Consider the following 26,611-nt stretch of genomic DNA (forward strand, 5'->3'; position numbering starts at 1 on the left):
GTGAAACACAATCTTCAAGAAAATTTTGATATTATAGTTGTAGGAGGAGGACATGCAGGAATAGAAGCAGTTTTGTCCATTGCACGTATGGGTATTAAAGTTTTGTTATTAACACAAAAAATTAGTACAATTGGCGTACTTTCATGCAATCCAGCAATTGGAGGAATAGGAAAAAGTCATTTAGTAAAAGAAATAGATGCATTGGGAGGAATTATGGCCATTGCAGCAGATTTTTCTGGTATACAATTTCGTATTTTAAATTCAACAAAAGGTGTTGCAGTACAATCTACAAGAGCACAAGTTGATCGTATGTTATATAGAAATTTTATTCAGAAAACAATTTTTAAAGAAAAAAATATATATATAGTAGAAGCAGAGGTAAACAATTTAATTATTACAGATAATACTGTAATAGGAGTACAAACAAACGACAAAAGATCTTTTTATTCTCATTCAGTAATACTGACTACCGGAACTTTTTTAGGAGGAAAAATTTATGTTGGATTGAAATGTTATTCAGGTGGAAGGATCAATGATAATGCTTCAATAAATTTATCTAATCAGTTAAAAAAATTACCATTAAAAATTAAAAGACTAAAAACAGGAACACCTCCAAGACTTGACATGCGAACAATTAATTTTGAAACACTGAAGAAACAAATTAGTGATACTCCTCTTCCTGTGTTTTCTTTTATTGGGCATCAAAACCAACATCCAAAACAGATACCATGTTATATCACTTATACCAATCGAAAAACACACAAAATTATTCAAAATAATTTACATTATAGTCCAATTTTTACAGGATTAATATCAGGTATTGGGCCATTATATTGTCCTTCAATAGAAGATAAAGTTATTCGTTTTAAAGAAAAAGAACGCCATCAAATATTCATTGAACCTGAAGGTATTAACTGTATTCAAGCATATCCAAATGGAATTTCTACAAGTTTGCCTGTTAATATTCAAGAAAAAATTATCCATTCTATTTATGGATTTGAAAATGCTAAAATTATTCAACCAGGATATGCAGTAGAATATGATTTTATAGATCCTAGAGGATTATATTTAACGTTAGAAAGTAAATATATTAAAGGATTGTATTGTGCAGGACAAATCAATGGAACTACTGGATATGAAGAAGCAGCTGCACAAGGAATAATAGCTGGTATAAATGCCGGTCTACATACATTAGGAAAACCTGCATGGTATCCAAAAAGAAGTCAAGCATATTTAGGTGTTTTAATAGATGATTTATGCATGAAAGGAACAAAAGAACCATATAGAATGTTTACTGCACGAGCAGAACATCGATTAGTTTTAAGGGAAAATAATGCTGATTTAAGACTAACGAATATTGCTAATCAATTTAATTTAATTTGTAGAAATAGATGGTCTGTTTTTAAAAAAAAATGTAATGCTATTATTAAAGAAACAGAAAAAATAAAAAATATTAAAATTAAACCTAATTCTTTACTGGCAAAAAATATTTATGATACATTTGGAATTACAATTAAAAATGAAACTAACGGATATAAATTAATCAAAAGACCAGAAATTAATTTAAATAATATTTATAAATCAGATATCTTTTTTTCACAAACAACGCATTTATCTGCTTTCAATGAAACAATTATTCAAATTAAATATTCAGGATATATTAATAAACAGAACCAAGAAATTGAAAAACAAATAAAATATGAAAATAAAACTTTACCAACTAATTTCAATTATAAAAAAATTTCTGGTTTATCAAATGAAGCAATTAATAAGTTAAATTATTACCAGCCTATTTCTATAGGACATGCTACTAGAATTTCCGGTATTACTCCAGCAACAATATCCATTTTATTGATTTACTTTAAGAAATTTGATATTGTAAATAAAATTCATAAATAAGATATTTTTGAATATTTTTATAAAAATATTTTGTTATGTATCCAGGATAATTATTATTATGTTTTTTTTAAAAATATCTGATCCAATTCAATATATTCACCATCATTTACATTTTTTACAAATTAACATTAAAAATTTCAAAATCATTCATGATTATGATACTGTGCCTGCTTACTTGACATTAAATATTGATTCAATACTTTTTTCATTAATTTTAGGAAGTACATTTTTAACTTTTTTTTTTATTACATATAAGAAATTATCATTTAATTATCCGACAAATTTTCAAGTTGGTGTAGAAATGATTATAAATTTTGTCAACAAAAATGTTCAAGATATATGTCCAACAAATAATTTATTAATTGCTCCTTTAGCTTTAACAGTTTTTATGTGGATTTTATTAATGAATACAATGGATTTAATTCCAATAGATTTTATTCCATATTTATTCAATAAATTTTTTGGTTTAAATTATTGTAGAATTGTTCCATCTGCTGATGTGAATATTACATTATCAATGGCTTTATCAATATTTATTTTAATTATTTATTTTAGTTGTAAAAATAAAGGAATAATAGGATTTATAAAAGAATTAGTTACACATCCTTTCCATCATTTTTGTTTTTATTGTTTTAATTTCATATTAGAATCAATATCATTATTTGCTAAACCTATTTCTTTAGCTTTACGATTATTTGGTAACATGTATGCAGGAGAGATGATTTTCATATTAATTTCTGGATTTTTACCGTGGTGGTTACAATGGACATTAAGTGTTCCTTGGTCTATTTTTCATATTTTAGTGATTTTTTTACAAGCATTTATTTTTATGATATTAACAATAGTATATTTATCTATAGCGATGAAAAAAAATAATGATTAAAATTATTATAATAATAAGGAATTTTTATGAATCATGTAAATTTAGATATATTATATTTATCCGCTGGAATTATGATTGGTCTTGCTGCAATTGGAGCAGCTATTGGTATTGGATTACTTGGCGGTAAATTTTTAGAAGGTGCTGCAAGACAGCCAGATTTAATTCCAATACTCAGAACACAATTTTTTGTTGTTATGGGTTTAGTTGATGCAATACCTATGATTGCAGTAGGTTTAGGATTGTATATGATATTTGCATTCTCTGGTTAAAAATAAAAAATATTTCATAATGAGGAAAATTCATGGACCTAAATGCAACTATTTTTGGGCAAATGATTTCGTTTTTTTTGTTTCTGTGGTTTTGTATGCACTACATTTGGCCAAAAATAATATCTTCAATAGAAAATCGAAAAAAAAAAATTTTAAATACAATGCATAAAATAGAAGTAACTAAAGATGAAATTCGTGTTTTGCATCAAAAAGCTAAAAAAATTATTTTGAATTCACAAAAAAAATCTATTGAAATTCTTTCTGATGCTAAAAAAAATAAGATGTATATTTTAGAAAATGCAAAATTATTAGCTTATAAAGAAAGAGAACAAATACTTTTCATTGCACATCAAGAAATTAAAAGAAAAAAGATACAAATTAAAAATGAACTGTTAAAAGAAATAAATAATATATCTATTTTAATGGCACAAAAAATAATCAATGATTTTATTCAAAATAAAAGATATGATGTGGAAAAATTAATTCAAGATATATAATTTTGGAGAAAAATGTGCAACAAGAAATAACTATTTCTTTTTCTTATGCTAAAGCAATTTTTGATGTTGCTGTTAAAAAAAAAAAATTAGAAGAATGGAAATTAATGTTATATAGACTAAAAAAAATTTTTAAATTAAAATTTTTAAATATTTTTTTTAATGAAATTTATCCTGTAAATACAGTATTACATGTTATACAGATTGCTTATCAAAAAGAAATGAGTATTCATGAAATAAATTTTATTAAATTATTAATTTTAAATAAAAGATTATATATAATTTCTAGAATTTATATTTTATTTCTGCATTTTTATAATCAATATCATAATATTGTCCATGTAGAACTTATTTCTGCAAATAATTTAAATGAAACAAAAAAAAAGAAAATTTGTTCTTTTTTAAGTAATAAAATGGGAAAAAATATAGATTTATTATGTAAAACAGATTCTTCTATTTTATATGGCTTTATTTTGCGATATGAAGGTTTTGTTATAGAATATAATGGTTTAAAGAATTTACAAGAATTTTCAGAACATTTATTATCTTAATATGAGAATATACTAGAAATGCAATTAAATTCTAATGAAATTAGCGAGTTAATTAAACAACGTATTGAAAAATTTGATATTTTAAAAAAAATGCATAATGAAGGAGTAATTCTTTCTGTCAGTGATGGAATTATAAGAATTTATGGAATTACTGAAGTCATGTTTGGAGAAATTATCGCTCTACCAAATCATATTTATGCACTTGCTTTAAATTTAGAAAAAGATATTGTCAGTGCAGTAGTTTTGGGGTGTTATTTACATATTACTGAAGGAATGCGAGTATATTCTACAGGAAAGATGTTCGAAGTACCTGTTGGAAAAAATTTATTAGGGAGAGTTTTAAATGTTTTAGGTCAACCAATTGATGGAGGAGAAAATATTATTTCTAAATATTTTTTTCCTATTGAACAAGAAGCACCAGGAGTAATTGAACGAATTTCTGTTAGTGAACCTATATATACTGGTTATAAAGCTATAGACTCTATGGTTCCTATTGGGAAGGGACAAAGGGAATTAATTATTGGAGATCGACAAACTGGAAAAACTACTTTAGTTGTAGATACGATAATTAATCAAAAAAATAGTAATGTTTTTTGTATTTATGTTGCTATAGGACAAAAACAATCAACTTTATTAAATGTAGTAAGAAAATTAGAAAAATATGATGCTATAAAAAATACAATTATTATCAATGCTTCAGCATCAGAACCTGCAGTAATGCAATATTTGGCACCATATGTTGGATGTGCCATGGGGGAATATTTTCGAGATAATGGACAAGATGCATTAGTTATATATGACGATTTATCTAAACATGCTATTGCATATCGACAGATTTCTTTATTATTAAAAAGACCTCCTGGAAGAGAAGCGTTTCCTGGTGATATATTTTATTTGCATTCTCGTTTATTAGAACGATCTGCTCGTATTAATATTGACAGTGTTAAAAAAAGGAGCGGTGGAAAAATTTTAAATAGAACAGGTTCATTAACTGCACTACCAATTATTGAAACTCAAGCTGGTGATGTTGCTGCATTTATACCTACTAATGTTATTTCTATTACTGATGGACAAATTTTTTTAGAATCTAGTTTATTTAATGCAGGTATTAGACCGGCAATTAATCCTGGTATATCAGTATCAAGAGTAGGAAGTGCAGCGCAGATCGAAATAATTAAGAAATTATCTTCTAAAATACGTACTGCATTGGCTCAATATCGTGAATTAGCTGCATTTTCTCAATTTTCTTCTGATTTAGATACAGAAACGAAAAAACAACTTAATTACGGTGAAAAAATTACTGAATTATTAAAACAAAAACAACATTGTCCTATGTCTGTTGCAGAACAAGCAATTATTTTTTTTGCAGCAGAATGTGATTTTATTCATGATATTCATGTCAAAGAAATTGCATCTTTTGAAACTAAAATATTAAATTATTTTTTTAAGAATTGTCAAAATTTAATAAAGAAAATTAATTCCAGTTTTTTATACACAGATGAAATTAAAGATATATTAGGAAAAAATATGGATATTTTTAAAAAAAAATATTTTTCCTATAGTGACAATAAATTATTTACTGAAAATAAATAAATAATTTGTATTAGGATACAGAATTGATATGGCAAATACAAAATTGATTAGAAATAAAATTGTTAGTATAAAAAATACTAATAAAATAACTAAAACTATGGAAATGGTAGCAATTGCAAAACTAAAAAATTCGAAAAAAAAATTGTTGCATAGTTTATCGTATTTAAATAATATAAAAAATATTGTTTCAAACTTTTGTACAAGTAATATTAAGTATCGTAATCATTTATTTATTCCGAGAAGTATAGTAAAAACTGTTGCTATTATAATAATTACTACTGATCGTGGTTTATGTGGTAACTTAAATAATAATATATTTAAGAAAGTTAATTTATTTCTTGAAAAATATATTAAGAAGAATGTTTTTTGTAAATTATATATTTTTGGAATGAAAGGACATATGTATTTTAAAAATAAGTATAAAACTTGTTTAAAAAAAAATATTTTTCTTAATGATCAAATCAATCCTATAACATTACAACCATTAATAAAAAAAATTATTACGTATTATGTGAATGAAAAATTTGACAAATTATTTATTATTAGTAATAAATATGTCAGTCAAGTGAAACAATCTCCATCTTTTTTACAATTATTGCCGATCATTACGAAAGATTCGAATAATTTAAATTTTTTAGATAGTAAAAAATGGGATTATATATATGAACCAGACGAAACAATAACAACTAATTATGTATTAAAAAAATATATTTTATTTCAGTGTTTACAATGTATTTTAGAAAATATAGTTTGTGAACATTCTGCTCGTATGTTAACTATGAAAACTGCTACTGATAACAGTAAAAAAATTATGCATGATTTAAAGGTTTTATATAATAAAGTACGTCAATATAGTATTACGCAAGAATTAATAGAAATTATTTCAGGCTCTTCTACTGTTTAGTTAATGTATTTTTTAAAATTTGAACTATTTTTTTTTTTTTTTTTTTTTTTTTTTTGGAGGTGACATGCGTACTGGGAAAATTATTCAAATTATTGGAGCTATTATAGATGTACAATTTAAGAAAGAATATGTTCCTAAAATATATCATGCGTTGCAAGTGAATCAAAAAAAATCTACATTAATTTTAGAAGTACAACAACAATTAGGATCAGGAGTAGTACGTACTATTGCAATGGGTTCATCTTACGGATTAAAACGGGGATTGACTGTTATTAATTTAAATCACTATATTCAAGTTCCGGTTGGTCATGCTACATTAGGAAGAATAATGAATGTTTTAGGTGAACCAATTGATAATTGTGGACCATTAAAAAAAAAAGATAATTCAAAACTAGAATATTGGGATATTCATCGTTTAGCACCAACATATCAAGAACAAAGTTCTTCTAGAGAAATTTTAGAAACGGGAATTAAAGTAATTGACTTAATGTGTCCTTTTTCTAAAGGAGGAAAGGTTGGTTTATTTGGTGGAGCAGGTGTTGGGAAAACAGTAAATATGATGGAATTAATTCGTAATATTGCTGTAAAACATTCTGGTTATTCTGTTTTCACAGGTGTTGGAGAAAGAACCAGGGAAGGAAATGACTTTTATTATGAAATGAAAACTTCAAATGTTTTAGATAAAGTATCTTTAGTTTATGGTCAGATGAATGAACCTCCTGGTAGTAGATTACGTGTTGCCTTTACTGGATTAACCATTGCGGAAAAATTTCGTGATGAAGGAAAAGATGTTTTATTGTTTATTGATAATATATATAGATATATTTTGGCTGGAACGGAAGTTTCCGCTTTACTTGGAAGAATGCCTTCTGCTGTAGGTTATCAGCCCACTTTATCAGAGGAAATGGGAATATTACAAGAACGTATTACATCAACACAAACGGGTTCTATTACATCAGTACAAGCTGTTTATGTTCCTGCTGATGACTTTACAGATCCTGCTCCAGCAATTACTTTTTCTCATTTAGATGCTACGGTTACTTTAAGTCGTCAAATTGCTTCTTTAGGAATTTATCCGGCAGTTGATCCATTAAATTCAACGAGTAGACAACTGGATATTGAAATTATTGGAGAAGAACATTATAATACTGCTAGAAATGTGCAATTTATTTTACAAAAATATGAAGAATTAAAAGATATTATTGCAATTCTTGGTATGGATGAACTATCTGATAATGATAAATTATTGGTATTTCGAGCAAGAAAGATACAACGTTTTTTATCACAGCCATTTTTTGTTGCTGAAGTATTTACTGGATTTCCTGGTAAGTATGTATCTTTACAAGATAGTATTAGAGGTTTTTCAGGTATTATAAATGGTGAATTCGATCATATACCTGAACAATTTTTTTATATGGTTGGATCAATCGATGAAGTGATAAAAAAATATAAACATGTTACGTAGAGATATATATGGTTAATATTTATGAAAACTATTTTAAATGTTGTTAGTTATACAAGAAAGATATATTCTGGAAATTTTTATAAAATTAATGTTTTTGGAATAGATGGTGCATTAAATATTTACCCTGGTCATTCTTCTTTATTAACGTTAATTCAACCAGGTTTATTATTTATTCATACAATTTGTAAAAAGGAATATTTTTATATATCCTCTGGAATTCTTGAAATACAACCTAATTTAATTCATATTCTTTCTGAAGAAGTAATACCCAGTAATTGTTTAAATTACAATGATTTAATAAAAGAAAAAAATATTCTTTTAAAAGAAAAATCTCATTTTAATAATCATGATATAAAAAAAAAAATAATGATAGTTTCTGCGAAATTAAACATTATTCGTTTTACTACGTAAATTTATTTTTTTTAAACATCTATATTTTTTACTCTCAGTGCATTTTTTTCAATGAATTTTTTTCTTGGTTCCACTGCATCACCCATTAATGTATTAAATAATTTATTTGCAGAAATAGCATCTTTGATAGTCACTTGTAACATATTTCTAGTTTCTGGATTCATAGTAGTATTCCATAATTGATTAGGATTCATTTCTCCTAATCCTTTATATCTTTGTATATTTGTTTCTTTGTGAGATTCATTGATTAACCAAACGACTATAGATTTGATATTATTAATTTTTTTTTTTTGATTATTTTTTTGAATATAATCTCCTATTTGAATTAAATTATTCCATTTAATTTTCAAATTTTGCATTTTTTTATATTCCATACTTGATATGAATGTATTAGTAATATAGAATGCATCATTTTTTTCATGTAATGAATCAAATTTAAATAATATTGGTTCAAATGATTTTTGTTCTATATTTTCTTTAATTTCATAGGAATATTGAATATATTTTTCTTTTCTATTTAATATTAAGATAATATTTTTTACCCATTGAGAAACATTTTTTTTTTCATATAAATTATGTAACATTGGTTGTTGGATTAATTCGTTAATAATTTCATCAGAAAAATTATATTTATTTTTTTTTAATTTATTAACTATTTTTTGATGTTCTAAAATTATTTTTTTAATTTTTTCTGTATAAATATAATTTTTTTGATTTTCTCTATAATAAATAATGTTTTTTAGTGCAATTTTCATTTGTTGTTTATACATTTCTTCATGATTTTTAATATATATTTCTTTTTTTCCTTTTTTAATTTTATATAATGGAGGTTGTGCAATATAAATATGTCCTCTTTTAATTATTTCAGGCATATGTCTATAAAAAAAAGTTAACAATAATGTCCTAATATGAGCTCCATCTATATCAGCATCAGTCATAATAATAATATTATGATATCTTAATTTTTCTGGATTATATTCCTTTTTCCCGATTCCACATCCTAATGCAGTAATTATCGTTCCAATTTCTTTTGAAGCGATCATTTTTTCAAATGTAGCTTTTTCTACATTTAATATTTTCCCTTTTAATGGTAAAATTGCTTGGTTTTTTCGATTACGTCCTTGTTTTGCAGATCCTCCGGCAGAATCACCTTCTACTAAATATATTTCTGAAAATTTTGGATTTTTTTCTTGGCAGTCGGCTAATTTACCTGGTAATCCACTGAGATCTATTAATCCTTTTTTTTTACTAATTTCTCGAACTTTTTTTGCTGCTTCTCTAATTTTTGCAGCATGAATGATTTTATTAATTATATTTTTTGCATCTTTAGGATTTTCTAATAAAAATTCTGATAAATATTCTATAATTGTTGATTCAATAATAGATTTTATTTCTGAAGATACTAGTTTTTCTTTTGTTTGAGAAGAAAATCTTGGATTAGGCATTTTTATTGATATTATTGCAGATAATCCTTCTCTAGCATCATCTCCAGTTGTTTGAATTTTATTTTTTTTATTATAACCTTCTTTATGAATATAATTATTTAATGTCCGAGTGATAGCGGTTCGAAAACCGGATAGGTGTGTTCCTCCATCTTTTTGTGGTATATTATTCGTAAAACAATAAATTTTTTCTTTATATGAATCATTCCATTGCATTGCAAGTTCGATAGAAACATTTTTTTTAATAGTATTAAAATATATAATTTGTGTATGAATTGGTTTTTTTTTATTAATATGTTTTATAAATGCTTTAATTCCTCCAGTATAATAATACTTTTCTTGGATATTTTTAGATATATCTTTAATGATAATTTCAATATTAGAATTTAAAAATGATAGCTCTTTTAATCGTTTGGACAAAATCTCGTAATTAAAATTTAAAATATGAGTAAAAATTTTATTACTTGGCCAAAATTGAATTTTTGTCCCTGTATTATTTGTTTTCCCAATTACTAATAAATTAGTATATGGTTTTCCATGACGGTATATTTGTTGGTATATTTTTCCATTTCGATATATTGTTAATTTTAGTTTTTTAGATAATGCATTTACAACAGATATTCCTACTCCATGCAGTCCTCCTGATATTTTATATGTATTATTATCAAATTTTCCTCCAGAATGTAACATAGTTAAAATTACTTCTGCAGCGGATATTTTTTCTTCAGGATGTATATCGGTTGGTATTCCTCTGCCGTCATCTTTAACAGAGATTGATTGATCTGCATGTATAGTAACTTTAATTTTTTTACAATATCCAGCCAATGCTTCATCAATTGCATTATCTACCACTTCAAAAACCATATGATGTAATCCACTTCCATCATCTGTATTTCCGATATACATTCCTGGTCTTTTTCGAACTGCATCTAATCCTTTTAAAATTTTAATATTAGACGAGTCATATGTTTTAGGCATATTGATTCCTTAAATATTTAATTGTATTTATAAAATAAATATAGCATGATAATATTTAATATAAAAATTTATTTAATTACTTTTTTTGAATATTATTTATTAAACATATAATTTTATTATAAAATTAATGGCATGATAATATAAAATGCTTTAAAAATATTTTTATATTGAATATATATATTAGAATTATTTTCTTGTATTAAAAACGTAATATTTTCTTTTTTTATGGTTTTTATAACATCTAAAATATAATTGATATTCATTGTTAATTCTATTTTATTGTGAATATCGTTTACTTCAAATGTTTCTTTAGCTTGTTCCTCGTTTTCATTATATGTAGAAACAGTGCAATATGTATTTTTAAAAGTAATTTTTACTCCTTGAAATGTTTGATTAGTAATAATCGACGCCCGAATTAATGATTGTTGTAATTTTTCTCGATTAACCTTTATTTTTTTTGTGAAACTTTTTACTAAAAATTGTTGATAATCCGGAAATTTATTTTCAATCATTTTGCTTGTTAAAATATAATTTTGAAAAATAAATAGAATACTTTTGGGATGAATGATGATTTTTAACATTTGATTTGTATTATTTAAAATTTTAATTAATTCTAAAATAGTTTTTCGAGGTATAATTATAGAAATAGTTTTTTTTGGTTGATATTTTATATTAACATAGGAGATAGCCATACGATATCCGTCACTTGCAATAGCTAATATTTTTTGATTTTTGATTTTTATATTTATTCCGTTTAAGTAATTTCTTATATCATTTTTTGCCATAGAAAAATATGTATTATAAATAATATTTTTGAATTCATTTTGTGTAATATAAAAAAAAACTTTTTTTTTTTCTTGTGCAAATTTCGGAAAATTATTAGTATGTAATGTACGTAAAGAAAAAAATATTTTTTGAAATGTTAATTGTATATATTCTTTTTGAATGATAATTTTTATGTTTGCTTTTTTTGGAAAACTACGTATAATATTTAATATTTTTTTACTAGATACTAGTATTTCTCCAATTTGATCAATTGTATTACAATTTAATTCAATTCGAAATTCTATTTCTAAATTTGTACTCATTAAATATGATTGATTAGAATTAATATGTATATAAATATGATGCATAACTGGATTTTCATGATTAATGGAAATAATACTATTTAATTTTTGCAAAGGTTGTAAAAAATTTTCTTTTGTAATGTTAAATTTCATATTTTTATAATATTAAAATAAAATTCATGTATTTTAATAGATAAAATCTATTATATCAGATATATAAATATTGATGATTATTATCAGTAATTTTTTTAATATTTATTTTTTTTAATTTATTAATATAGTTAAATAATATGATTTTAAATTTATTTATTTTATTTATTTATTTAAGAAATATATATATAGATAATATTTTATTTTCTAAAACTGTATAATTTTTTGTTAAATATATTTTGTAAGGATGTTATATGAAAAGAACTTTCCAGCCTTCTTGGATTAAACGCTATCGAACTCATGGTTTTAGAGCAAGAATGGCAATAAAATCTGGTCGAGATATCTTGTCTCGTAGAAGAAGTAAATTACGTTATCGTTTAACAGTATCTAAAAAAAACAAAATTTAAGATGAATAGATTTTTTTTAAAAAAAAATATGAGGATTGCCAAATTCTCATTTGATAATTCTTATATTAAAAAATTTCATCAATTTAATGATAAATTTATTAAAATTTTTAGTATATTAAACGAATTTTTTTATCCAAGAATAGGTATAATTATTTCAAAAACAGTATCGAAATATTCATACAAACGTAATTTTTTAAGGAGAATAATTAAAGAAAGTTTTCGTATTAAACAATATATTTTGTTTAAAATGGATTTTATTATTATTGTTAAATCAAATTTTGTAAAAATGCGTCGTAATATAATTTATAATTATTTGAATAAAATATGGTTAAGATATAGCAAATAATTTATTGTCATATTACAATAATTATATAGATAAATTATTATTCATGGTATATATAAAATATATTAATTTTATTTTTAAGTACAATATGAATGAAAATATTTCACTTTATCATTAAAAGCATATTTAATATAGGTGTCAAACGTTTTTTTTTTATTTTTTTTATAGTAATTTTTTCAATTTTTTTTCTTAATCTTGTTTCTTCTAGATTATATATCTCTCATGTTTCAAAAATTAAATTTCAAAATTATACAAAGAATGTTTGTAACAAATTTGTACCTTTTGTAAAATCGAAATTTATTTATATCAAAACTGATGTTTTAGATGTAAAAATTAATCTTGTTGATGGAACAATATATAAAAGTAAATTGTTAAATTATCAAGATAAAAGAAATAATTTTAAGAGAATAAATTTGGTAAATAAATTGCATAAATTGCAGGTTAAAAATTTTTTATTAAGTCATTGTAATCAATTAAAAGATTTTAAAAATTTACGTTATTTTTCAAATTGTACACATTTTAGATTATTAAATGGAAAAAAAAATTTATTGGTTCCAATATTTAAAAAGAATAAAAATGGAATATATTTTATTAAAACTTTGATATTTAAAAAAGGTTCTTATAATATTGAAGTACAATACCAAATATGTAATTATACTAAAAAAATAGTATCTTATTCAATATGGTGTGAATTACAGAATTCATTGCATTTATATTCTATGAATAAAAACGTTAATTTTACAAGTCTTGCATTTTCTACAAAAAATAAAAAATGTGCTGTATATGATTTTAGTAATATTAAAAAAAATAAAACAATGAATTTTTATACATCAAATGGCTGGATTGCCATGTTACAAAAATATTTTTCTATAGCATGGGTATTAGATCAAGTACATCAAAATCACATGTACATTTCACGTGATCGCAATACAGTGACTGCTGGTTATATTTCTGAAAAATTTTTTGTTCCTGCGAATACAGTCACAGTAAAACATATGATGTTATGGATTGGACCAAAAATTCAAAATCAGTTGAAACAAGTTGCTCCTTACTTTGACTATACCATAGATTATGGTTGGTTTAGTATGATAGGAAGACCATTATTTTTACTGTGTAATTTTTTTCACTGTGTAGTAAAAAATTGGGGATTTTTAATTATATTAGTAACTTGTTTAATTCGATTTATTACATATCCACTCATGAAATTACAGTATCTTTCTACAATAAAAATGCGTTTATTAAAACCACAAATTGATGAGATTAAAAAAGAATATTCTCATCATCGTCAGAAAATGAATGATTTAATATTAAAATTATATAAAGAAAATAATGTTAATCCAATGACGGGTATATTTTCTGTAATTATACAGATGCCTATTTTTTTAGCATTATATTATATTTTAGTCAATTCAATAGAATTTCGTCACTCTCCATTTATATTTTGGATTCATGATTTATCTGCTCAAGATCCTATGTATATTTTACCTATTTTAATGGGTATAACGATGTTTTTTGTACAAAGAACTTCTTCAACAAATGCTATGAATTCTACCCGAGAAAAAATTTTCAGTTATATTTCATTATTGTGTACTGTATTTTTTTTGTGGTTTCCATCAGGATTAGTGTTATATTATGTTTGTAGTAATATTATTACTGTAATTCAACAATTAATTATTAATTATCAATTAAAAAATAATTAATATTATTTTTATTTTTTTTTAAATATTCAATATTTATGAATAATAATTTGTGTATATACAATTATGAAAAATGATACTATTATTGGACAAGCTACTCCATATGGTAGATCTGGTGTTGGAATATTGAGAATATCTGGAAATCAGGTAAAAGATATTGCTTATAAAATTTTGGGTAAATTACCTCCAGAACGGTTGGCTTGTTACTTTTCTTTTTATGATTATAAAGGCTGTGTAATAGACCAAGGTCTTGTATTACGGTTTGTAGAACCCAGATCCTTTACAGGAGAGGATGTTTTAGAATTGCAAGGTCATGGAAATCCAATTATTTTAGATTTATTAATCAAAACAATTTTATTAATTAATAAAAATATTCGTATTGCGAATCCTGGGGAATTTTCAGAACGTGCTTTTTTAAATAATAAGATTGATTTAATACAAGCAGAATCAATTATTAAATTAATTAATGCTGAAAATGAATGTAGTATTAAATCTTCTCTTCAATCTTTAAAAGGTGTATTTTCTAGAGAAATCAAAAATTTAATAAATAAAGTAACTGATTTACGTATTATGATAGAAATGGTATTGAATTTTCCTGATGAACCATATGATATGGTTATTTTTGATGTATCGATGAAATTAAATGAAATTTCTCAAGATGTAAAAAGAGTTTATCAAATTTCTACAGTGAGTAAAAAGTTATATGCAGGATCAAAGGTTGTATTATCTGGACCTACTAATGTAGGTAAATCTAGTATATTCAATTCATTAATAAATAAAAATTCAGCAATTGTAACTAATATTCATGGTACGACTCGAGATTTATTACATCAATCAATTTCTTTATATGGTATTACATTGCAAATAACAGATACTGCTGGATTTAGAAGTACCAAAAATATAATTGAAAAAATTGGTATTAAAAAAACATGGGATTATATTGATACTGCAGACCATATATTTTTTGTTATTGAAGATAATAAATCGATATATGAAAAAAAATTTTTGATTTCTAATTTTTTGAAAAAGGTAGGTAAGAAAAAATCAGTAACAATTCTTTTAAATAAATCAGATATATTAAAAAATAAACCAGTTATTAAAAAATATTCGAATGGTCGAACATATATTATATTATCTGCAAAAACTGGTTCTGGTATTTGTATATTAAAGAATTATTTAAAATCAATTATAAAAAAAACTGATTATTTTGGATCAGCACCTATTTTTCTAGCACGAAGAAGACATTTAAATATTTTAAATCATATTATTCACGATATAGCAGTGATTAAAAAAAAATGGCTAACAAGTAATAATATTGAATGTTTAGCAGAAGATTTAAAAAATATTCAAAATATGTTAAATGAGATAACTGGAGTTGTAACATCTCAAACAATTTTAAATTCAATATTTAAAAGATTTTGTATTGGAAAATAGTAATTAATTGGTATTTTTAATTTTGCCCGAAGGCGGAATTGAACCACCGACACGGGGATTTTCAGTCCCCTGCTCTACCAACTGAGCTATTCGGGCAAATACAATATATATTAGATCATATATTAGTTCAATATGTCAATATTTTAATGAAATTATTTTTATATTTTTATTCTTGAAAAAAAACATATGTATCCCTATAATTATTATCATAGGGCTACTTGTTATTTATCTATAATTTTTTTTAAATTTTTTATATTTTTAATTTCTTTTTTTTTTAAAAAAAGTAATTTATGTAATATTGAGGAGTAGAATTATATGAAAATTCGTCCTTTGCATGATCGAGTGATTATTAAAAAACAAGAAGTAGAATTAAAATCAGCCGGGGGTATTGTTCTTACTGGTTCTGCAGCAGGTAAATCTACTCGAGGTACAGTGATTGCAGTAGGTAATGGTCGTGTTTTAGATAATGGAAAAATAAAATCTTTAGATGTTAAAATTGGAGATGTGGTAATTTTTAATGAAGGGTACGGGTCTAAAGTTGAAAAGATAGATAATGAAGAAATATTGATATTGACTGAAAGCGATATTTTAGCAATTGTTGAAGAATAGTATATTTCATTAATTTATGTTAAATATATTTATCTTTTAAGGGATATAATTATGGCGGCAAAAGATGTAAAATTTGGTAACGAAGCTCGGGTGAAAATGCTTCGTGGTGTTAATGTGTTAGCAGATGCTGTGAAAGTAACTTTAGGACCAAAAGGAAGAAATGTCATTTTAGATAAGTCTTTTGGAGCTCCGAGTATTACAAAGGATGGAGTTTCTGTTGCTCGTGAGATTGAGTTAGAAGATAAGTTTGAAAATATGGGTGCTCAAATGGTCAAAGAAGTAGCATCTAAAGCAAATGATGCGGCAGGAGATGGCACAACAACTGCGACGTTATTAGCACAATCAATAGTGAATGAAGGATTAAAAGCAGTAGCAGCTGGCATGAATCCTATGGATTTAAAAAGAGGAATTGATAAAGCTGTTGTTAATGCAGTACAAGAATTACGCAATATGTCTGTTCCCTGTTCAGATTCTAAAGCTATTACACAAGTTGGTACAATTTCTGCTAATGCCGATGAAACTGTTGGAAAATTAATTGCTGAAGCAATGGAAAAAGTAGGTAATGATGGTGTTATTACTGTTGAAGAAGGAACTGGTTTACAGGATGAGTTAGAAGTAGTAAAAGGTATGCAATTTGACCGAGGTTATTTATCTCCTTATTTTATTAATAAATCTGAAACAGGAATTGTAGAATTAGATAATCCTTATATTTTAATGGCGGATAAAAAAATTTCTAATATTAGAGAATTATTACCTTTATTAGAAGCTGTGGCTAAATCTGGTAAACCGTTGTTAATTATATCTGAAGATTTAGAAGGAGAGGCATTAGCTACTTTAGTAGTAAATTCTATGAGAGGAATTGTAAAAGTTGCTGCTGTTAAAGCTCCTGGTTTTGGTGATCGTAGAAAATCTATGTTACAAGATATTGCTATTTTAACTTCTGGAACAGTAATTTCCGAAGAATTAGCAATGGAATTAGAAAAATCTACATTGGAAGATTTAGGACAAGCAAAACGTGTTGTTATTACTAAAGATACTACAACAATAATTGGTGGATTAGGAAATAAAAGCGCAATTAAAAATAGAATTTATCAAATTAGACAACAATCACAAGAAGCAACTTCAGAATATGATAAAGAAAAATTAAATGAAAGATTAGCAAAATTATCTGGTGGTGTTGCGGTATTAAAAGTTGGAGCAGCTACAGAAGTAGAGATGAAAGAAAAAAAAGCTCGAGTTGAAGATGCTTTACATGCTACTCGCGCTGCAGTAGAAGAAGGTGTTGTTGCTGGTGGTGGTGTTGCATTAGTTCGTGTTGCTGGAAAAATTTCTAATTTATCTGGTCAAAATGAAGATCAAAATGTTGGAATTAAAGTTGCATTACGAGCAATGGAAGCGCCTTTACGTCAAATAGTTTCTAATTCTGGGGAAGAACCATCTGTTGTTACTAATAATGTAAAAGATGGAAAAGGAAATTATGGATATAATGCTGCAACAGATCAGTATGGAGATATGATTAATTTTGGTATTTTAGATCCAACAAAAGTAACACGATCCGCATTACAATATGCAGCTTCTGTTGCTGGTTTAATGATTACTACAGAGTGTATGGTGACGGATTTACCTAAAGAAGAAAAATCTGATCTTGGCGCTCCTGCTCCAGGCGGTATGGGTGGCGGAATGGGCGGAATGATGTAAATTGTAATATGTTTGTTAAATTTATTGATAATTACCCCTAAATTATTTTTTCTTTTTGAAAGGGGTAGTTATTCATTACTTTTATAAGTAATGATATGAATAATATTAATGAGATACTTGTATTAATTGTATGATTGTATATTACAGTAGTGACTTTAAGTCTGGATTAAAAGTTTTAATTGATAATCATCCATGCGAAATTCAAAGAGTAGATTTTGTAAAGCCAGGAAAAGGACAATCGTTCTCTCGAGTCAAGTTAAAAAAATTATTAACTGGTCAATTAATTGAACGAACATTACGATCTACAGATAGCTTGTTAAGTGCAGATATTTTTGAAATAAAATATACGTATATTTATCATGATAATATGTTTTGGCATTTTATTCATCAATCTAATTTTGAGCAAATAGCGATAGGTAAAAATATTATTCAAGATAAATATAAATGGTTATTAAAAAATAATAGTTATACTATTATTTTATGGAATCAAAATCCGATTGGTGTGGTAATTAGTCATTTTATTGATTTAAAAGTAGTATCCTTTGTTTCTGATAGTAAAAAAAATATGTCTATGAGTAAAAATAATTTTAAATTATGTATGTTGAATACTGGATTAATTTTACAAGTTCCATTATTTATTCAGATTGGAGACATTATTAGAATTGATACACGAAAAGTGGAATATCATTCACGTATTCATCGGTGATTTTTTATTTTGTAACGATAACTTTCCCAGTAAAAATTTATCCATAAGCTATTACCTAATTTCATTCGATCCATAATTCTTATACCAAGTATTTTTTGAATTTGTATTATATTACAATTAGAGAGCATTCCTGTAGATTTTTTTGATGAAGATCTTTTATCAATAATTTGATCTAATATAATTTTTTCATAGAGAGATTCTTGTTGTATTCCAATTTCATCAATTATTAGTAAGTCAATTTTACTTAAATAATTTATAAATTTTTCTGTTGTAAATTGTTTATTTAAATTATGAAAAGTAGATTTAATTTTTGACATCAGGTCAGAAATTGTAATGATTAATACTGTTTTTTTTTTGGATATTAAATATTTGCTTATTGCAGTAGCTAAATGATTTTTCCCAGTCCCCGGTTTTCCTAAAAAAATAAAATTTCCAATATTTTTATGAAAATTTATTGCATAATTTTGTGTTAATGTAATTGCTTTTTTATGTCCTTCATGTTCGATATGATAGTTTTGAAATGAACAATCTTTATATAATTCTTGAATTCCTGATTTAATTAAAATATTTTTATTTTTTTTTTTTTGACTTTTTTGAATTATAGATTTAGAAAATCGCTCTCCTTGCTTTTTATTCCATGACAGCAAGTCAATTTCTTTATAAAATTTCGGTTTAATATGATTGGGAATAATTTTTTTTAATTTTTTAAAAAAATCTATCTTTTTCATAAATATACTTAATATAAGTGAAATATTTATATTTAATAAATAAATTTGTTATTAACATGAAGAGTATAATACATAACAAATTTTTTTAGTATTTTTTTTTTTTTTTACAATCCAATTTTTTGGATATTGGATTTCATTATATCGAAAAGTTTCTATATATATATAACCATTTTTTTTAATAATTTTATTTTTTTTTATTAAAAATATTGTTTTTTGTAAAATATTTTTATAATATGGTGGATCAAGAAAAATAATATCATATTGTATTTTAGATATTTTTTTTAACCAATGTAAGGTATCTATATTTATAATAGTAATATTTTGAATATTTAATCTTTGAATATTATTTTTTATATTATGAAATATTTTTTTATTTTTTTCGATCAGTGTTACATGTTTAGCATGTCTAGAAATCGCTTCAATACCTAATGCTCCACTACCAGCAAAGCAATCTAAACAATTTTTCTCTTGAATTTTATTTTCTAACCAATGAAATAAGGTTTCTCGAATTTGATTTTTTGTAGGTCGTAAATTTTTATGATTAATAGTATTAATAATATTTCCTTTTAAAATACCACTAATAATTCTAATTTTTTTTTTTTCATATTATAAGATTTTTAATTTATTATAATACTGTATCATATATATTTTATATAATTTTTAATTACATAATAGTAGTATACTATTTAATTAGTATAAAAGCTTTAATATTATAATTATATTATACAATATTGAATATTATTAAATAACAAATATATTGAAAAATTAATATGATATGGTCTTATGAATTTTTTTAAAAAAATAAAAAAAAGTTTTATTAATAGAAAAAATGATTTTGGTTCTGTAATTCGAAATTTATTTTTTAAAAATCAGATTAATGATGATTTTTTTGTTAAATTGGAAGAAAAGTTATTGGTTTTTGATTTTGGGTTTCATACAACTCAAAAAATTGTAGAAAGTTTATTGGTAAAATATAAACAAAATAGATTCTTAAAAGAAATAGATGTATATTTGGAACTTAAAAAATACCTTTTGCATATATTATCTATAAATAAAAAGAATAGTTTTAATAATATTAAAAATAATTTGAACACCTTACAAACAATATTATTTGTTGGGGTGAATGGAGTAGGAAAAACTACTTCTGCGGTCAAACTAGCAAGGTTGTATATACAAATGGGAAAGAAAGTTTTATTATCAGCAAGTGATACTTTTCGGTTTGCTGCTATTGAACAATTACAATTTTGGGGGAAAAAAAATTCTATTCCAGTTTTTGCAAAAAAAATTGGTTTTGATTCATCTGCTGTAATTTTTGATTCTATTGATTTTGCTAAAAAGAATTGTTTTGATATTTTAATAATTGATACAGCAGGTAGATTACATAATAAAGTTAATTTAATGGAAGAGTTAAAAAAAAATATTCGTGTTATAAATAATAAAAATTCTGGTTCTATTAATGATATATATCTTGTTTTAGATATGTGTAGTGGTCAAAACACTATTTTACAAACAAAATTATTTTCGGAAAAACTTATAAATATTACTGGAATTATATTAACTAAATTAGATGGTACTGCAAAAGGAGGTGTGATATTTCCTATTTTGGAAAAATTTCTAATTCCTATTCAATATATCAGTCATGGTGAACATATAGATGATTTTTCAGTGTTTAATGAAAAAAAATTTATTGATAATATGTTTGCGTAAAGAAAATAATTTAAAATAAAATAATAATATTTATTTTTTTAATTTTTTTATGATTGATGATTTTAAGAGTATTTTTATAGGAATATATTTATATGTATAAGATACAAACTTTACAGGTTCTTTCTTTAAAGAATTTACGTTCTTATATTCATGCTGTGAATTCTTGGACAATACTATCTGCTCAAGAAGAGCATAAGTTAACAAAAAAAGTGTATTATGACGCTGATGAAAATGCTGCTCGAATTGTTATTTTATCTAATTTAAGGTTTGTTGTGCATATTGCTCGCACTTATTCTGGTTATGGCTTATCACAATCAGATTTGATACAAGAAGGTAATGTTGGATTGATGAAAGCAGTAAGGAGATTTAATCCAAATATTAATGTTCGAGTAATTTCATTTGCTGTACATTGGATTAAATCTGAGATCCATGAGTATATTATTAAGAATTGGAGAATTGTAAAAATTGCTACTACTAAAGTACAAAGAAAATTATTTTTTAATTTACGAAAAACTAAAAATCGTTTGGGTTGGTGTAATAAACATGAAATATCTCTTATTGCAAAAACGTTAGGAGTAAAAAATCATGATATACAGGATATGGAATCCAGGATGTCTATGCAAGATTGTACTTTATCGTTAAGTGTTACAGATAAAAATAATCAAAATATCGAATCAAGCAGAATGTCATATTTAAAAGATTGTAAATCTGATTTTGCAGTACAAATTGAAAAATCTAATTGGAATAAGTATATTTTTGGTAAATTAAATCACGCAATATTAAATTTAGATCACCGTAGTCGTAATATTATTTGTTTGCGATGGTTAAATCATAAAAATAAAATTACTTTACAAGAAATAGCAAAATTTTATGGAATTTCTGCAGAACGTGTACGTCAAATTGAAAATAATGCAATGCGGAAATTAAAAAAAATACTTGAAGAATAAAATTGTATTTTTTTTGATACATGATTTATTTTTTTTTATAAAAATATTTTTTTTAAATACAAGATTGTTTTTTTATTTTTTTTTTTTGATAGTTATATTATACATTTTAGTTATTTAAATTACTTAATATGAGACCATGTTCTATAATAGATATAATTGATATTTGTGTGATATAATGAAAAAATATGGAAAATTATAATAATTTTTATGCAATTTTCATAAGGTAATGATATGAGTGTAAGAAATCATATTTTAGGATTTCCTAGAATAGGAGCACGTCGTGAATTAAAATATGCATTAGAAGATTATTGGTCTGGTCATATTACTAAAGATCAATTAATAAAAATTGGCGCTAATTTAAGACTAAAGCATTGGAATCAACAAAAAGAGATTGGAATAAATTATGTTACTGTTGGTGATTTTGCATGGTATGATCATGTGTTGTCTATGAGTATGTTGTTAGGAAATGTTCCCACTCGCCATCGAATGAAAAATAATTCTATTGATTTAGATACATTATTTTATATTGCTCGTGGTAATGCACCTTATAGAACACCTGTTTTAGCATCTGAAATGACAAAATGGTTTAATACAAATTATCATTATATTGTTCCTGAGTTTTTTGAAGGGCAAAAATTTCATTTATCTTGGTTACAATTATTTGAAGAAATTGAAGAAGCATTAAAATATGGCTTTAAAGTAAAACCTGTTATTATTGGTCCAATGACATATTTATGGTTAGGAAAAACAACGGGTAAAGAATTTTCTCGATTAAATTTATTAAATGAATTATTGCCTGTATATAAAGAAATATTAAATAGATTATATAGTCAAGGTATTCGTTGGATACAAATTGATGAACCAATTTTATCGTTAGATTTGCCAAAAAAATGGTTAAAATCATTTAAAAAATCTTATTCATATTTATCTTCCAGTTGTAAAATATTGTTAACTACGTATTTTGGTAGTGTTTTACATAATATCACAACAATTAACGAATTGCCTGTTGATGGTTTACATATTGATGCAGTAGATGGTCAATATGATTTTGCAAATTTGAATTCTATTATACCAAAAAATTGGGTTCTTTCTTTAGGTGTGATTAATGGTCGAAATATTTGGAAGTCTGATTTAAAAAATATATTCCATATGGTAAAAAAAATTCAATGTATCAGAGAAAATGTATGGATTTCATCTTCTTGTTCTTTTTTACATTGTCCGGTTGATTTAGAATGCGAAGAAAACATGAATCTTGAAATAAAAAATTGGTTTTCTTTTGCATTACAAAAATGTTATGAAATAAATTTATTAACAAAATCTGTAAATATAAATGATATCTCTATATTGGATGAATGGAGTAGTTTATTATATACACATCGTTATTCGAGTTATATTAATAAGCAGTTTTTAAAAAATAAATTAGATCAAATTCAAGAAAGTGATACAGTTCGTAATAATCCATATATTATACGTTCAAAATTGCAAAAAGAGAGATTTTGTTTTCCATTATTACCTACTACAACTATTGGTTCATTTCCTCAAACTAATGATATTAGAGAATTGCGTATAAATTATAAGAATAAACAGATTACTTCTGAGGAATATAAATTACAAATTCAGAAACATATTAGTAATGTAATACTGCAACAAGAATTATTAGATTTAGATGTTTTGGTACACGGTGAAGCTGAAAGAAATGATATGGTGGAATATTTTGGTGAAAATTTAAATGGTTTTATATTTACAGATTTTGGTTGGGTTCAAAGTTATGGTTCACGATGTGTAAAACCACCAATTATTATTGGAGATGTATATCGATCAAAACCAATAACTATCGATTGGTTAAAATATGCACAATCTTTAACACATAAACCAGTAAAGGCTATGTTGACTGGTCCAGTAACAATTTTATTATGGTCTTTTTTGCGAGAAGATTTATCGAAAGAAAAAATATCGATGCAAATTGCATTAGCATTACGTGAAGAAGTATTAGATTTGGAACGAGAAAATATTAATATTATTCAAATTGATGAACCTGCATTAAGGGAAGGGTTACCGTTACGTAAATCTCAATGGGAAGAATATCTATCCTGGTCTGTTAAATCATTTAAATTATCTTCTGCTTGTGTTAAAGATACGACACAAATTCATACACATATGTGTTATTGTGAATTTCAAGATATTATGGATGCTATTGTAGAATTAGATGCTGACGTTATTACTATTGAAACCGCTCGTTCTAATATGGAATTATTAGATTTTTTCAAAAAATTTAAATATCCTAACGAAATTGGTCCTGGAGTGTATGATATTCATTCGCCAAATATTCCTAGTGTTTTAGAAATTAAAAATTTATTAAATCGTGCAATAAAATATATACCATTAGATCGTTTATGGGTAAATCCTGATTGCGGATTAAAAACTAGAAATTGGAAAGAAACAAAACTATCTTTAAAGAATATGGTTCTTGCAGCAAAAAGTATTCGAGAAAAAATTTCTAATGTTTAATTTTTTTTTTTTTTGACAAAAGGGAATTTAAGTAGCCCTTTTGTTTTTATGTGATATTAATATATTATTTAATGTCTAAAAATTCTATTTTTTGTGAAAATCATACATATATTATAATCATTTGCTGCTTGTATAATTTCTTTATCTCTAATAGAACCACCTGGCTGAATAATACAAGTTATTGCATGATTTTTTTTTTTACATTCATCAATACTATCTCTAAATGGAAAAAAGGCATCAGACGCCATAATAATATTTTTGTATTTTTTTTTTTTATTTTTTTGATTATTATCAAGTTGATTATTTGCTATTTTTACAGATTCTAGTCGATTTGTTTGACCAGATCCTATACCAATAGTTTGAAATTTATAACTATATACAATAGCATTTGATTTAACAAATTGCGCTACTTTCCAACAAAATAACGCATGTTTTTTCTCGATGTCTGTTGGTTGTTTTATACTAACAATTTCCCAATTTTGAAGAAATTTTTGTATATTTTGTTTTTCTTGTATTAATATTTTTTCTCTAATATTTTTAAATTCGTATTCTTTTTTTATATTATTTTTATAATTTCCACAAATTAATAGTTTTATTTTTTTGTTTTTTTTTATTATTTTTAATGCTTTAGATGTAATTTCAGGAGCAATAATTAATTCTACGAATTGTGTATCCATAATTTTTTGTGTGATAGATTTTGTAAGAATAGTATTTATTCCTATAATTCCTCCAAATGCTGAAATAGGGTCACTAGTATATGCATTACTATATGCTGATAGTATATGACTAGCAGTAGAAACACCACACGGGGTACCATGTTTAATGATTGCACATGCTGGATGAGTAAATTGATTGACACATTCATTTGCTATATGAGCATCATATATATTATTATATGATAGTTTTGTTCCATTTATTTGTTTAAATGAATCAATAGAACCGTTTTTAATATTTTTTTTTTGTGTATATAATGCTGCTTTTTGGTTAGGATTTTCTCCATATTTTAATTCTTGTTCTTTATATAATTTAAGATATATAGTACTGTAGAAAGGAGATTTTTCTTGATTCAATTTATTTAATTTTTTATGAAAATGTTTTAGTATATTGTGTTCATAATTTATAATGTATTCACATGCTTTTTTAGCTAATTCTAATTTTGTTTTTGTGCAAACATTATTAAATGTATTGATTTCTTGTAATATACGTTCATAATCGTGATAGTCAACTATGACAATAGTATTTTTATAATTTTTCATTGCTGCTTTTATCATAGCAGGTCCACCAATATCAATATTATCTTCAATCGTTTTGTTGTCTTGAACAATATTGATTGGAGTAAAATTTACTACTACTATATCAAATATAATAATTGATTTTGTTGTATGATTTTCTAAATCTTTTTTTTTTCCTAATATTCCAAAAAATATTTTTGGGTGCAATGTTTTTATTTTTCCGTTTAACATTTCTGTATATTTCGTTATTTTTGAAACATTTGTTGTGTTAATATTTTTTTTTTTTAAAAATTTTTCAGTATTATTTGTAGTGAAAATATTTACTTTTTTTTCAGTTAGTTTTTTTGCAAAATTTGTTATATTTTTTTTGTTATATACGCTAATTAATGCATTTTTAATTATTAAATTTTTATTTTCCATAGTAATTCTCAGAATTATAATATTAAGTATACCATGTACATGGTATGATATTATTTTTACAGGTAGTAT

24 protein-coding genes and 1 tRNA gene are annotated in these 26,611 nt (G+C 24.4%); 19 read left to right on the forward strand and 6 right to left on the reverse strand.

The features are described from left to right. The 9 genes from mnmG to atpC all read left to right on the forward strand — a co-directional run bounded on the left by mnmG (position 1) and on the right by atpC (position 8,469). Positions 1-1,899 carry a tRNA uridine-5-carboxymethylaminomethyl(34) synthesis enzyme MnmG gene (mnmG, locus tag RJT40_RS00005; RefSeq protein WP_343182534.1) on the forward strand — a complete coding sequence of 633 codons (1,899 nt, stop codon included), beginning with the start codon at positions 1-3 and terminating at the stop codon, positions 1,897-1,899. A 58-nt stretch (positions 1,900-1,957) separates the two neighbouring features. Then, entirely contained in the window at positions 1,958-2,782 is an 825-nt protein-coding gene (atpB, locus tag RJT40_RS00010; RefSeq protein ID WP_343182535.1) for a F0F1 ATP synthase subunit A, read from the forward strand. A 26-nt stretch (positions 2,783-2,808) separates the two neighbouring features. After that, on the forward strand, positions 2,809-3,051 hold the full coding sequence (gene atpE / locus RJT40_RS00015; protein WP_343182536.1) for a F0F1 ATP synthase subunit C: 243 nt from the start codon (positions 2,809-2,811) through the stop codon (positions 3,049-3,051). A 32-nt stretch (positions 3,052-3,083) separates the two neighbouring features. After that, positions 3,084-3,548 carry a F0F1 ATP synthase subunit B gene (gene atpF, locus RJT40_RS00020; protein WP_428994188.1) on the forward strand — a complete coding sequence of 155 codons (465 nt, stop codon included), beginning with the start codon at positions 3,084-3,086 and terminating at the stop codon, positions 3,546-3,548. A 14-nt stretch (positions 3,549-3,562) separates the two neighbouring features. After that, complete coding sequence (gene atpH, locus RJT40_RS00025; protein WP_343182538.1) at positions 3,563-4,096, forward strand: ATP synthase F1 subunit delta; 534 nt, start codon at positions 3,563-3,565, stop codon at positions 4,094-4,096. Positions 4,097-4,114: 18 nt separating this feature from the next. After that, positions 4,115-5,689: a F0F1 ATP synthase subunit alpha gene (atpA, locus tag RJT40_RS00030; protein ID WP_343182539.1), complete on the forward strand. Its 1,575-nt coding sequence runs from the start codon at positions 4,115-4,117 to the stop codon at positions 5,687-5,689. Between the two features lie 28 nt (positions 5,690-5,717). Further along, positions 5,718-6,593, forward strand: coding sequence for an ATP synthase F1 subunit gamma (gene atpG / locus RJT40_RS00035; RefSeq protein WP_343182540.1), 876 nt, complete (start codon positions 5,718-5,720; stop codon positions 6,591-6,593). Positions 6,594-6,657: 64 nt separating this feature from the next. After that, positions 6,658-8,058: a F0F1 ATP synthase subunit beta gene (gene atpD, locus RJT40_RS00040; RefSeq protein ID WP_343182541.1), complete on the forward strand. Its 1,401-nt coding sequence runs from the start codon at positions 6,658-6,660 to the stop codon at positions 8,056-8,058. Between the two features lie 21 nt (positions 8,059-8,079). Further along, positions 8,080-8,469, forward strand: coding sequence for an ATP synthase F1 subunit epsilon (atpC, locus tag RJT40_RS00045; RefSeq protein WP_343182542.1), 390 nt, complete (start codon positions 8,080-8,082; stop codon positions 8,467-8,469). 11 nt (positions 8,470-8,480) lie between these two features. Here the strand turns inward: atpC and gyrB are convergent, their stop codons facing one another. Next, positions 8,481-10,889, reverse strand: coding sequence for a DNA topoisomerase (ATP-hydrolyzing) subunit B (gene gyrB, locus RJT40_RS00050; protein ID WP_343182543.1), 2,409 nt, complete (start codon positions 10,887-10,889; stop codon positions 8,481-8,483). A gap of 116 nt (positions 10,890-11,005) precedes the next feature. Beyond that, positions 11,006-12,109: a DNA polymerase III subunit beta gene (gene dnaN / locus RJT40_RS00055; protein ID WP_343182544.1), complete on the reverse strand. Its 1,104-nt coding sequence runs from the start codon at positions 12,107-12,109 to the stop codon at positions 11,006-11,008. A gap of 251 nt (positions 12,110-12,360) precedes the next feature. On the opposite strand from dnaN, the gene rpmH reads away from it, so the two are divergent. From rpmH to mnmE, 4 genes are all read left to right on the forward strand, one after another. Then, the gene (gene rpmH / locus RJT40_RS00060) at positions 12,361-12,513 is read left to right on the forward strand and encodes a 50S ribosomal protein L34 (RefSeq protein WP_343182545.1); all 153 of its coding nucleotides are present in this window, start codon (positions 12,361-12,363) and stop codon (positions 12,511-12,513) included. A gap of 1 nt (position 12,514) precedes the next feature. Next, the gene (gene rnpA / locus RJT40_RS00065) at positions 12,515-12,859 is read left to right on the forward strand and encodes a ribonuclease P protein component (RefSeq protein ID WP_343182546.1); all 345 of its coding nucleotides are present in this window, start codon (positions 12,515-12,517) and stop codon (positions 12,857-12,859) included. Positions 12,860-12,948: 89 nt separating this feature from the next. Beyond that, positions 12,949-14,556 (forward strand): membrane protein insertase YidC, encoded by a 1,608-nt coding sequence (gene yidC / locus RJT40_RS00070; protein WP_343182547.1) that lies wholly within the window; start codon positions 12,949-12,951, stop codon positions 14,554-14,556. 63 nt (positions 14,557-14,619) lie between these two features. Further along, positions 14,620-15,987, forward strand: a complete 1,368-nt coding sequence (mnmE, locus tag RJT40_RS00075) for a tRNA uridine-5-carboxymethylaminomethyl(34) synthesis GTPase MnmE (protein ID WP_343182548.1) — start codon at positions 14,620-14,622, stop codon at positions 15,985-15,987. Positions 15,988-16,010: 23 nt separating this feature from the next. On the opposite strand, the gene RJT40_RS00080 is transcribed toward mnmE, so the two are convergent. Further along, positions 16,011-16,083: transfer RNA gene (locus RJT40_RS00080), tRNA-Phe, on the reverse strand. A gap of 219 nt (positions 16,084-16,302) precedes the next feature. Between RJT40_RS00080 and RJT40_RS00085 the strand changes: the two genes are divergently transcribed. The 3 genes from RJT40_RS00085 to RJT40_RS00095 all read left to right on the forward strand — a co-directional run bounded on the left by RJT40_RS00085 (position 16,303) and on the right by RJT40_RS00095 (position 19,000). Continuing rightward, positions 16,303-16,596 carry a co-chaperone GroES gene (locus RJT40_RS00085; protein ID WP_343182549.1) on the forward strand — a complete coding sequence of 98 codons (294 nt, stop codon included), beginning with the start codon at positions 16,303-16,305 and terminating at the stop codon, positions 16,594-16,596. Positions 16,597-16,647: 51 nt separating this feature from the next. Then, positions 16,648-18,294: a chaperonin GroEL gene (gene groL / locus RJT40_RS00090; protein WP_343182550.1), complete on the forward strand. Its 1,647-nt coding sequence runs from the start codon at positions 16,648-16,650 to the stop codon at positions 18,292-18,294. A 130-nt stretch (positions 18,295-18,424) separates the two neighbouring features. Next, positions 18,425-19,000 (forward strand): elongation factor P, encoded by a 576-nt coding sequence (locus RJT40_RS00095; protein WP_343182551.1) that lies wholly within the window; start codon positions 18,425-18,427, stop codon positions 18,998-19,000. Here RJT40_RS00095 and RJT40_RS00100 read toward each other — a convergent pair. Next, positions 18,991-19,728: an ATP-binding protein gene (locus RJT40_RS00100; protein ID WP_343182552.1), complete on the reverse strand. Its 738-nt coding sequence runs from the start codon at positions 19,726-19,728 to the stop codon at positions 18,991-18,993. The genes RJT40_RS00095 and RJT40_RS00100 overlap by 10 nt on opposite strands. A gap of 51 nt (positions 19,729-19,779) precedes the next feature. After that, positions 19,780-20,319 carry a 16S rRNA (guanine(966)-N(2))-methyltransferase RsmD gene (gene rsmD, locus RJT40_RS00105; RefSeq protein ID WP_343182718.1) on the reverse strand — a complete coding sequence of 180 codons (540 nt, stop codon included), beginning with the start codon at positions 20,317-20,319 and terminating at the stop codon, positions 19,780-19,782. Between the two features lie 192 nt (positions 20,320-20,511). On the opposite strand from rsmD, the gene ftsY reads away from it, so the two are divergent. From ftsY to metE, 3 genes are all read left to right on the forward strand, one after another. Continuing rightward, positions 20,512-21,435: a signal recognition particle-docking protein FtsY gene (ftsY, locus tag RJT40_RS00110; RefSeq protein WP_343182553.1), complete on the forward strand. Its 924-nt coding sequence runs from the start codon at positions 20,512-20,514 to the stop codon at positions 21,433-21,435. Between the two features lie 92 nt (positions 21,436-21,527). Continuing rightward, positions 21,528-22,382, forward strand: coding sequence for an RNA polymerase sigma factor RpoH (gene rpoH / locus RJT40_RS00115; RefSeq protein ID WP_343182554.1), 855 nt, complete (start codon positions 21,528-21,530; stop codon positions 22,380-22,382). 231 nt (positions 22,383-22,613) lie between these two features. Further along, positions 22,614-24,890, forward strand: a complete 2,277-nt coding sequence (gene metE, locus RJT40_RS00120) for a 5-methyltetrahydropteroyltriglutamate--homocysteine S-methyltransferase (protein WP_343182555.1) — start codon at positions 22,614-22,616, stop codon at positions 24,888-24,890. Between the two features lie 68 nt (positions 24,891-24,958). On the opposite strand, the gene purH is transcribed toward metE, so the two are convergent. Then, positions 24,959-26,542, reverse strand: a complete 1,584-nt coding sequence (gene purH, locus RJT40_RS00125) for a bifunctional phosphoribosylaminoimidazolecarboxamide formyltransferase/IMP cyclohydrolase (protein WP_343182556.1) — start codon at positions 26,540-26,542, stop codon at positions 24,959-24,961. Between the last annotated feature and the right edge of the window lie 69 nt (positions 26,543-26,611).

It is taken from the genome of Buchnera aphidicola (Shivaphis celti), assembly GCF_039349365.1.
Taxonomy (GTDB): Bacteria; Pseudomonadota; Gammaproteobacteria; order Enterobacterales; family Enterobacteriaceae; genus Buchnera_L; species Buchnera_L aphidicola_AL.

Excerpts from the sequence above, each read along its gene's own strand:
- atpB (WP_343182535.1), top strand. The coding sequence starts at position 1,958 with ATGTTTTTTTTAAAAATATCTGATCCAATTCAATATATTCACCATCAT.
- atpE (WP_343182536.1), top strand. The coding sequence starts at position 2,809 with ATGAATCATGTAAATTTAGATATATTATATTTATCCGCTGGAATTATG.
- atpF (WP_428994188.1), top strand. The coding sequence starts at position 3,084 with ATGGACCTAAATGCAACTATTTTTGGGCAAATGATTTCGTTTTTTTTG.
- atpA (WP_343182539.1), top strand. The coding sequence starts at position 4,115 with ATGCAATTAAATTCTAATGAAATTAGCGAGTTAATTAAACAACGTATT.
- atpG (WP_343182540.1), top strand. The coding sequence starts at position 5,718 with ATGGCAAATACAAAATTGATTAGAAATAAAATTGTTAGTATAAAAAAT.
- atpD (WP_343182541.1), top strand. The coding sequence starts at position 6,658 with ATGCGTACTGGGAAAATTATTCAAATTATTGGAGCTATTATAGATGTA.
- atpC (WP_343182542.1), top strand. The coding sequence starts at position 8,080 with ATGAAAACTATTTTAAATGTTGTTAGTTATACAAGAAAGATATATTCT.
- gyrB (WP_343182543.1), bottom strand. The coding sequence starts at position 10,889 with ATGCCTAAAACATATGACTCGTCTAATATTAAAATTTTAAAAGGATTA.
- dnaN (WP_343182544.1), bottom strand. The coding sequence starts at position 12,109 with ATGAAATTTAACATTACAAAAGAAAATTTTTTACAACCTTTGCAAAAA.
- rpmH (WP_343182545.1), top strand. The coding sequence starts at position 12,361 with ATGAAAAGAACTTTCCAGCCTTCTTGGATTAAACGCTATCGAACTCAT.
- rnpA (WP_343182546.1), top strand. The coding sequence starts at position 12,515 with ATGAATAGATTTTTTTTAAAAAAAAATATGAGGATTGCCAAATTCTCA.
- yidC (WP_343182547.1), top strand. The coding sequence starts at position 12,949 with ATGAAAATATTTCACTTTATCATTAAAAGCATATTTAATATAGGTGTC.
- mnmE (WP_343182548.1), top strand. The coding sequence starts at position 14,620 with ATGAAAAATGATACTATTATTGGACAAGCTACTCCATATGGTAGATCT.
- RJT40_RS00085 (WP_343182549.1), top strand. The coding sequence starts at position 16,303 with ATGAAAATTCGTCCTTTGCATGATCGAGTGATTATTAAAAAACAAGAA.
- groL (WP_343182550.1), top strand. The coding sequence starts at position 16,648 with ATGGCGGCAAAAGATGTAAAATTTGGTAACGAAGCTCGGGTGAAAATG.
- RJT40_RS00095 (WP_343182551.1), top strand. The coding sequence starts at position 18,425 with ATGATTGTATATTACAGTAGTGACTTTAAGTCTGGATTAAAAGTTTTA.
- RJT40_RS00100 (WP_343182552.1), bottom strand. The coding sequence starts at position 19,728 with ATGAAAAAGATAGATTTTTTTAAAAAATTAAAAAAAATTATTCCCAAT.
- ftsY (WP_343182553.1), top strand. The coding sequence starts at position 20,512 with ATGAATTTTTTTAAAAAAATAAAAAAAAGTTTTATTAATAGAAAAAAT.
- rpoH (WP_343182554.1), top strand. The coding sequence starts at position 21,528 with ATGTATAAGATACAAACTTTACAGGTTCTTTCTTTAAAGAATTTACGT.
- metE (WP_343182555.1), top strand. The coding sequence starts at position 22,614 with ATGAGTGTAAGAAATCATATTTTAGGATTTCCTAGAATAGGAGCACGT.
- purH (WP_343182556.1), bottom strand. The coding sequence starts at position 26,542 with ATGGAAAATAAAAATTTAATAATTAAAAATGCATTAATTAGCGTATAT.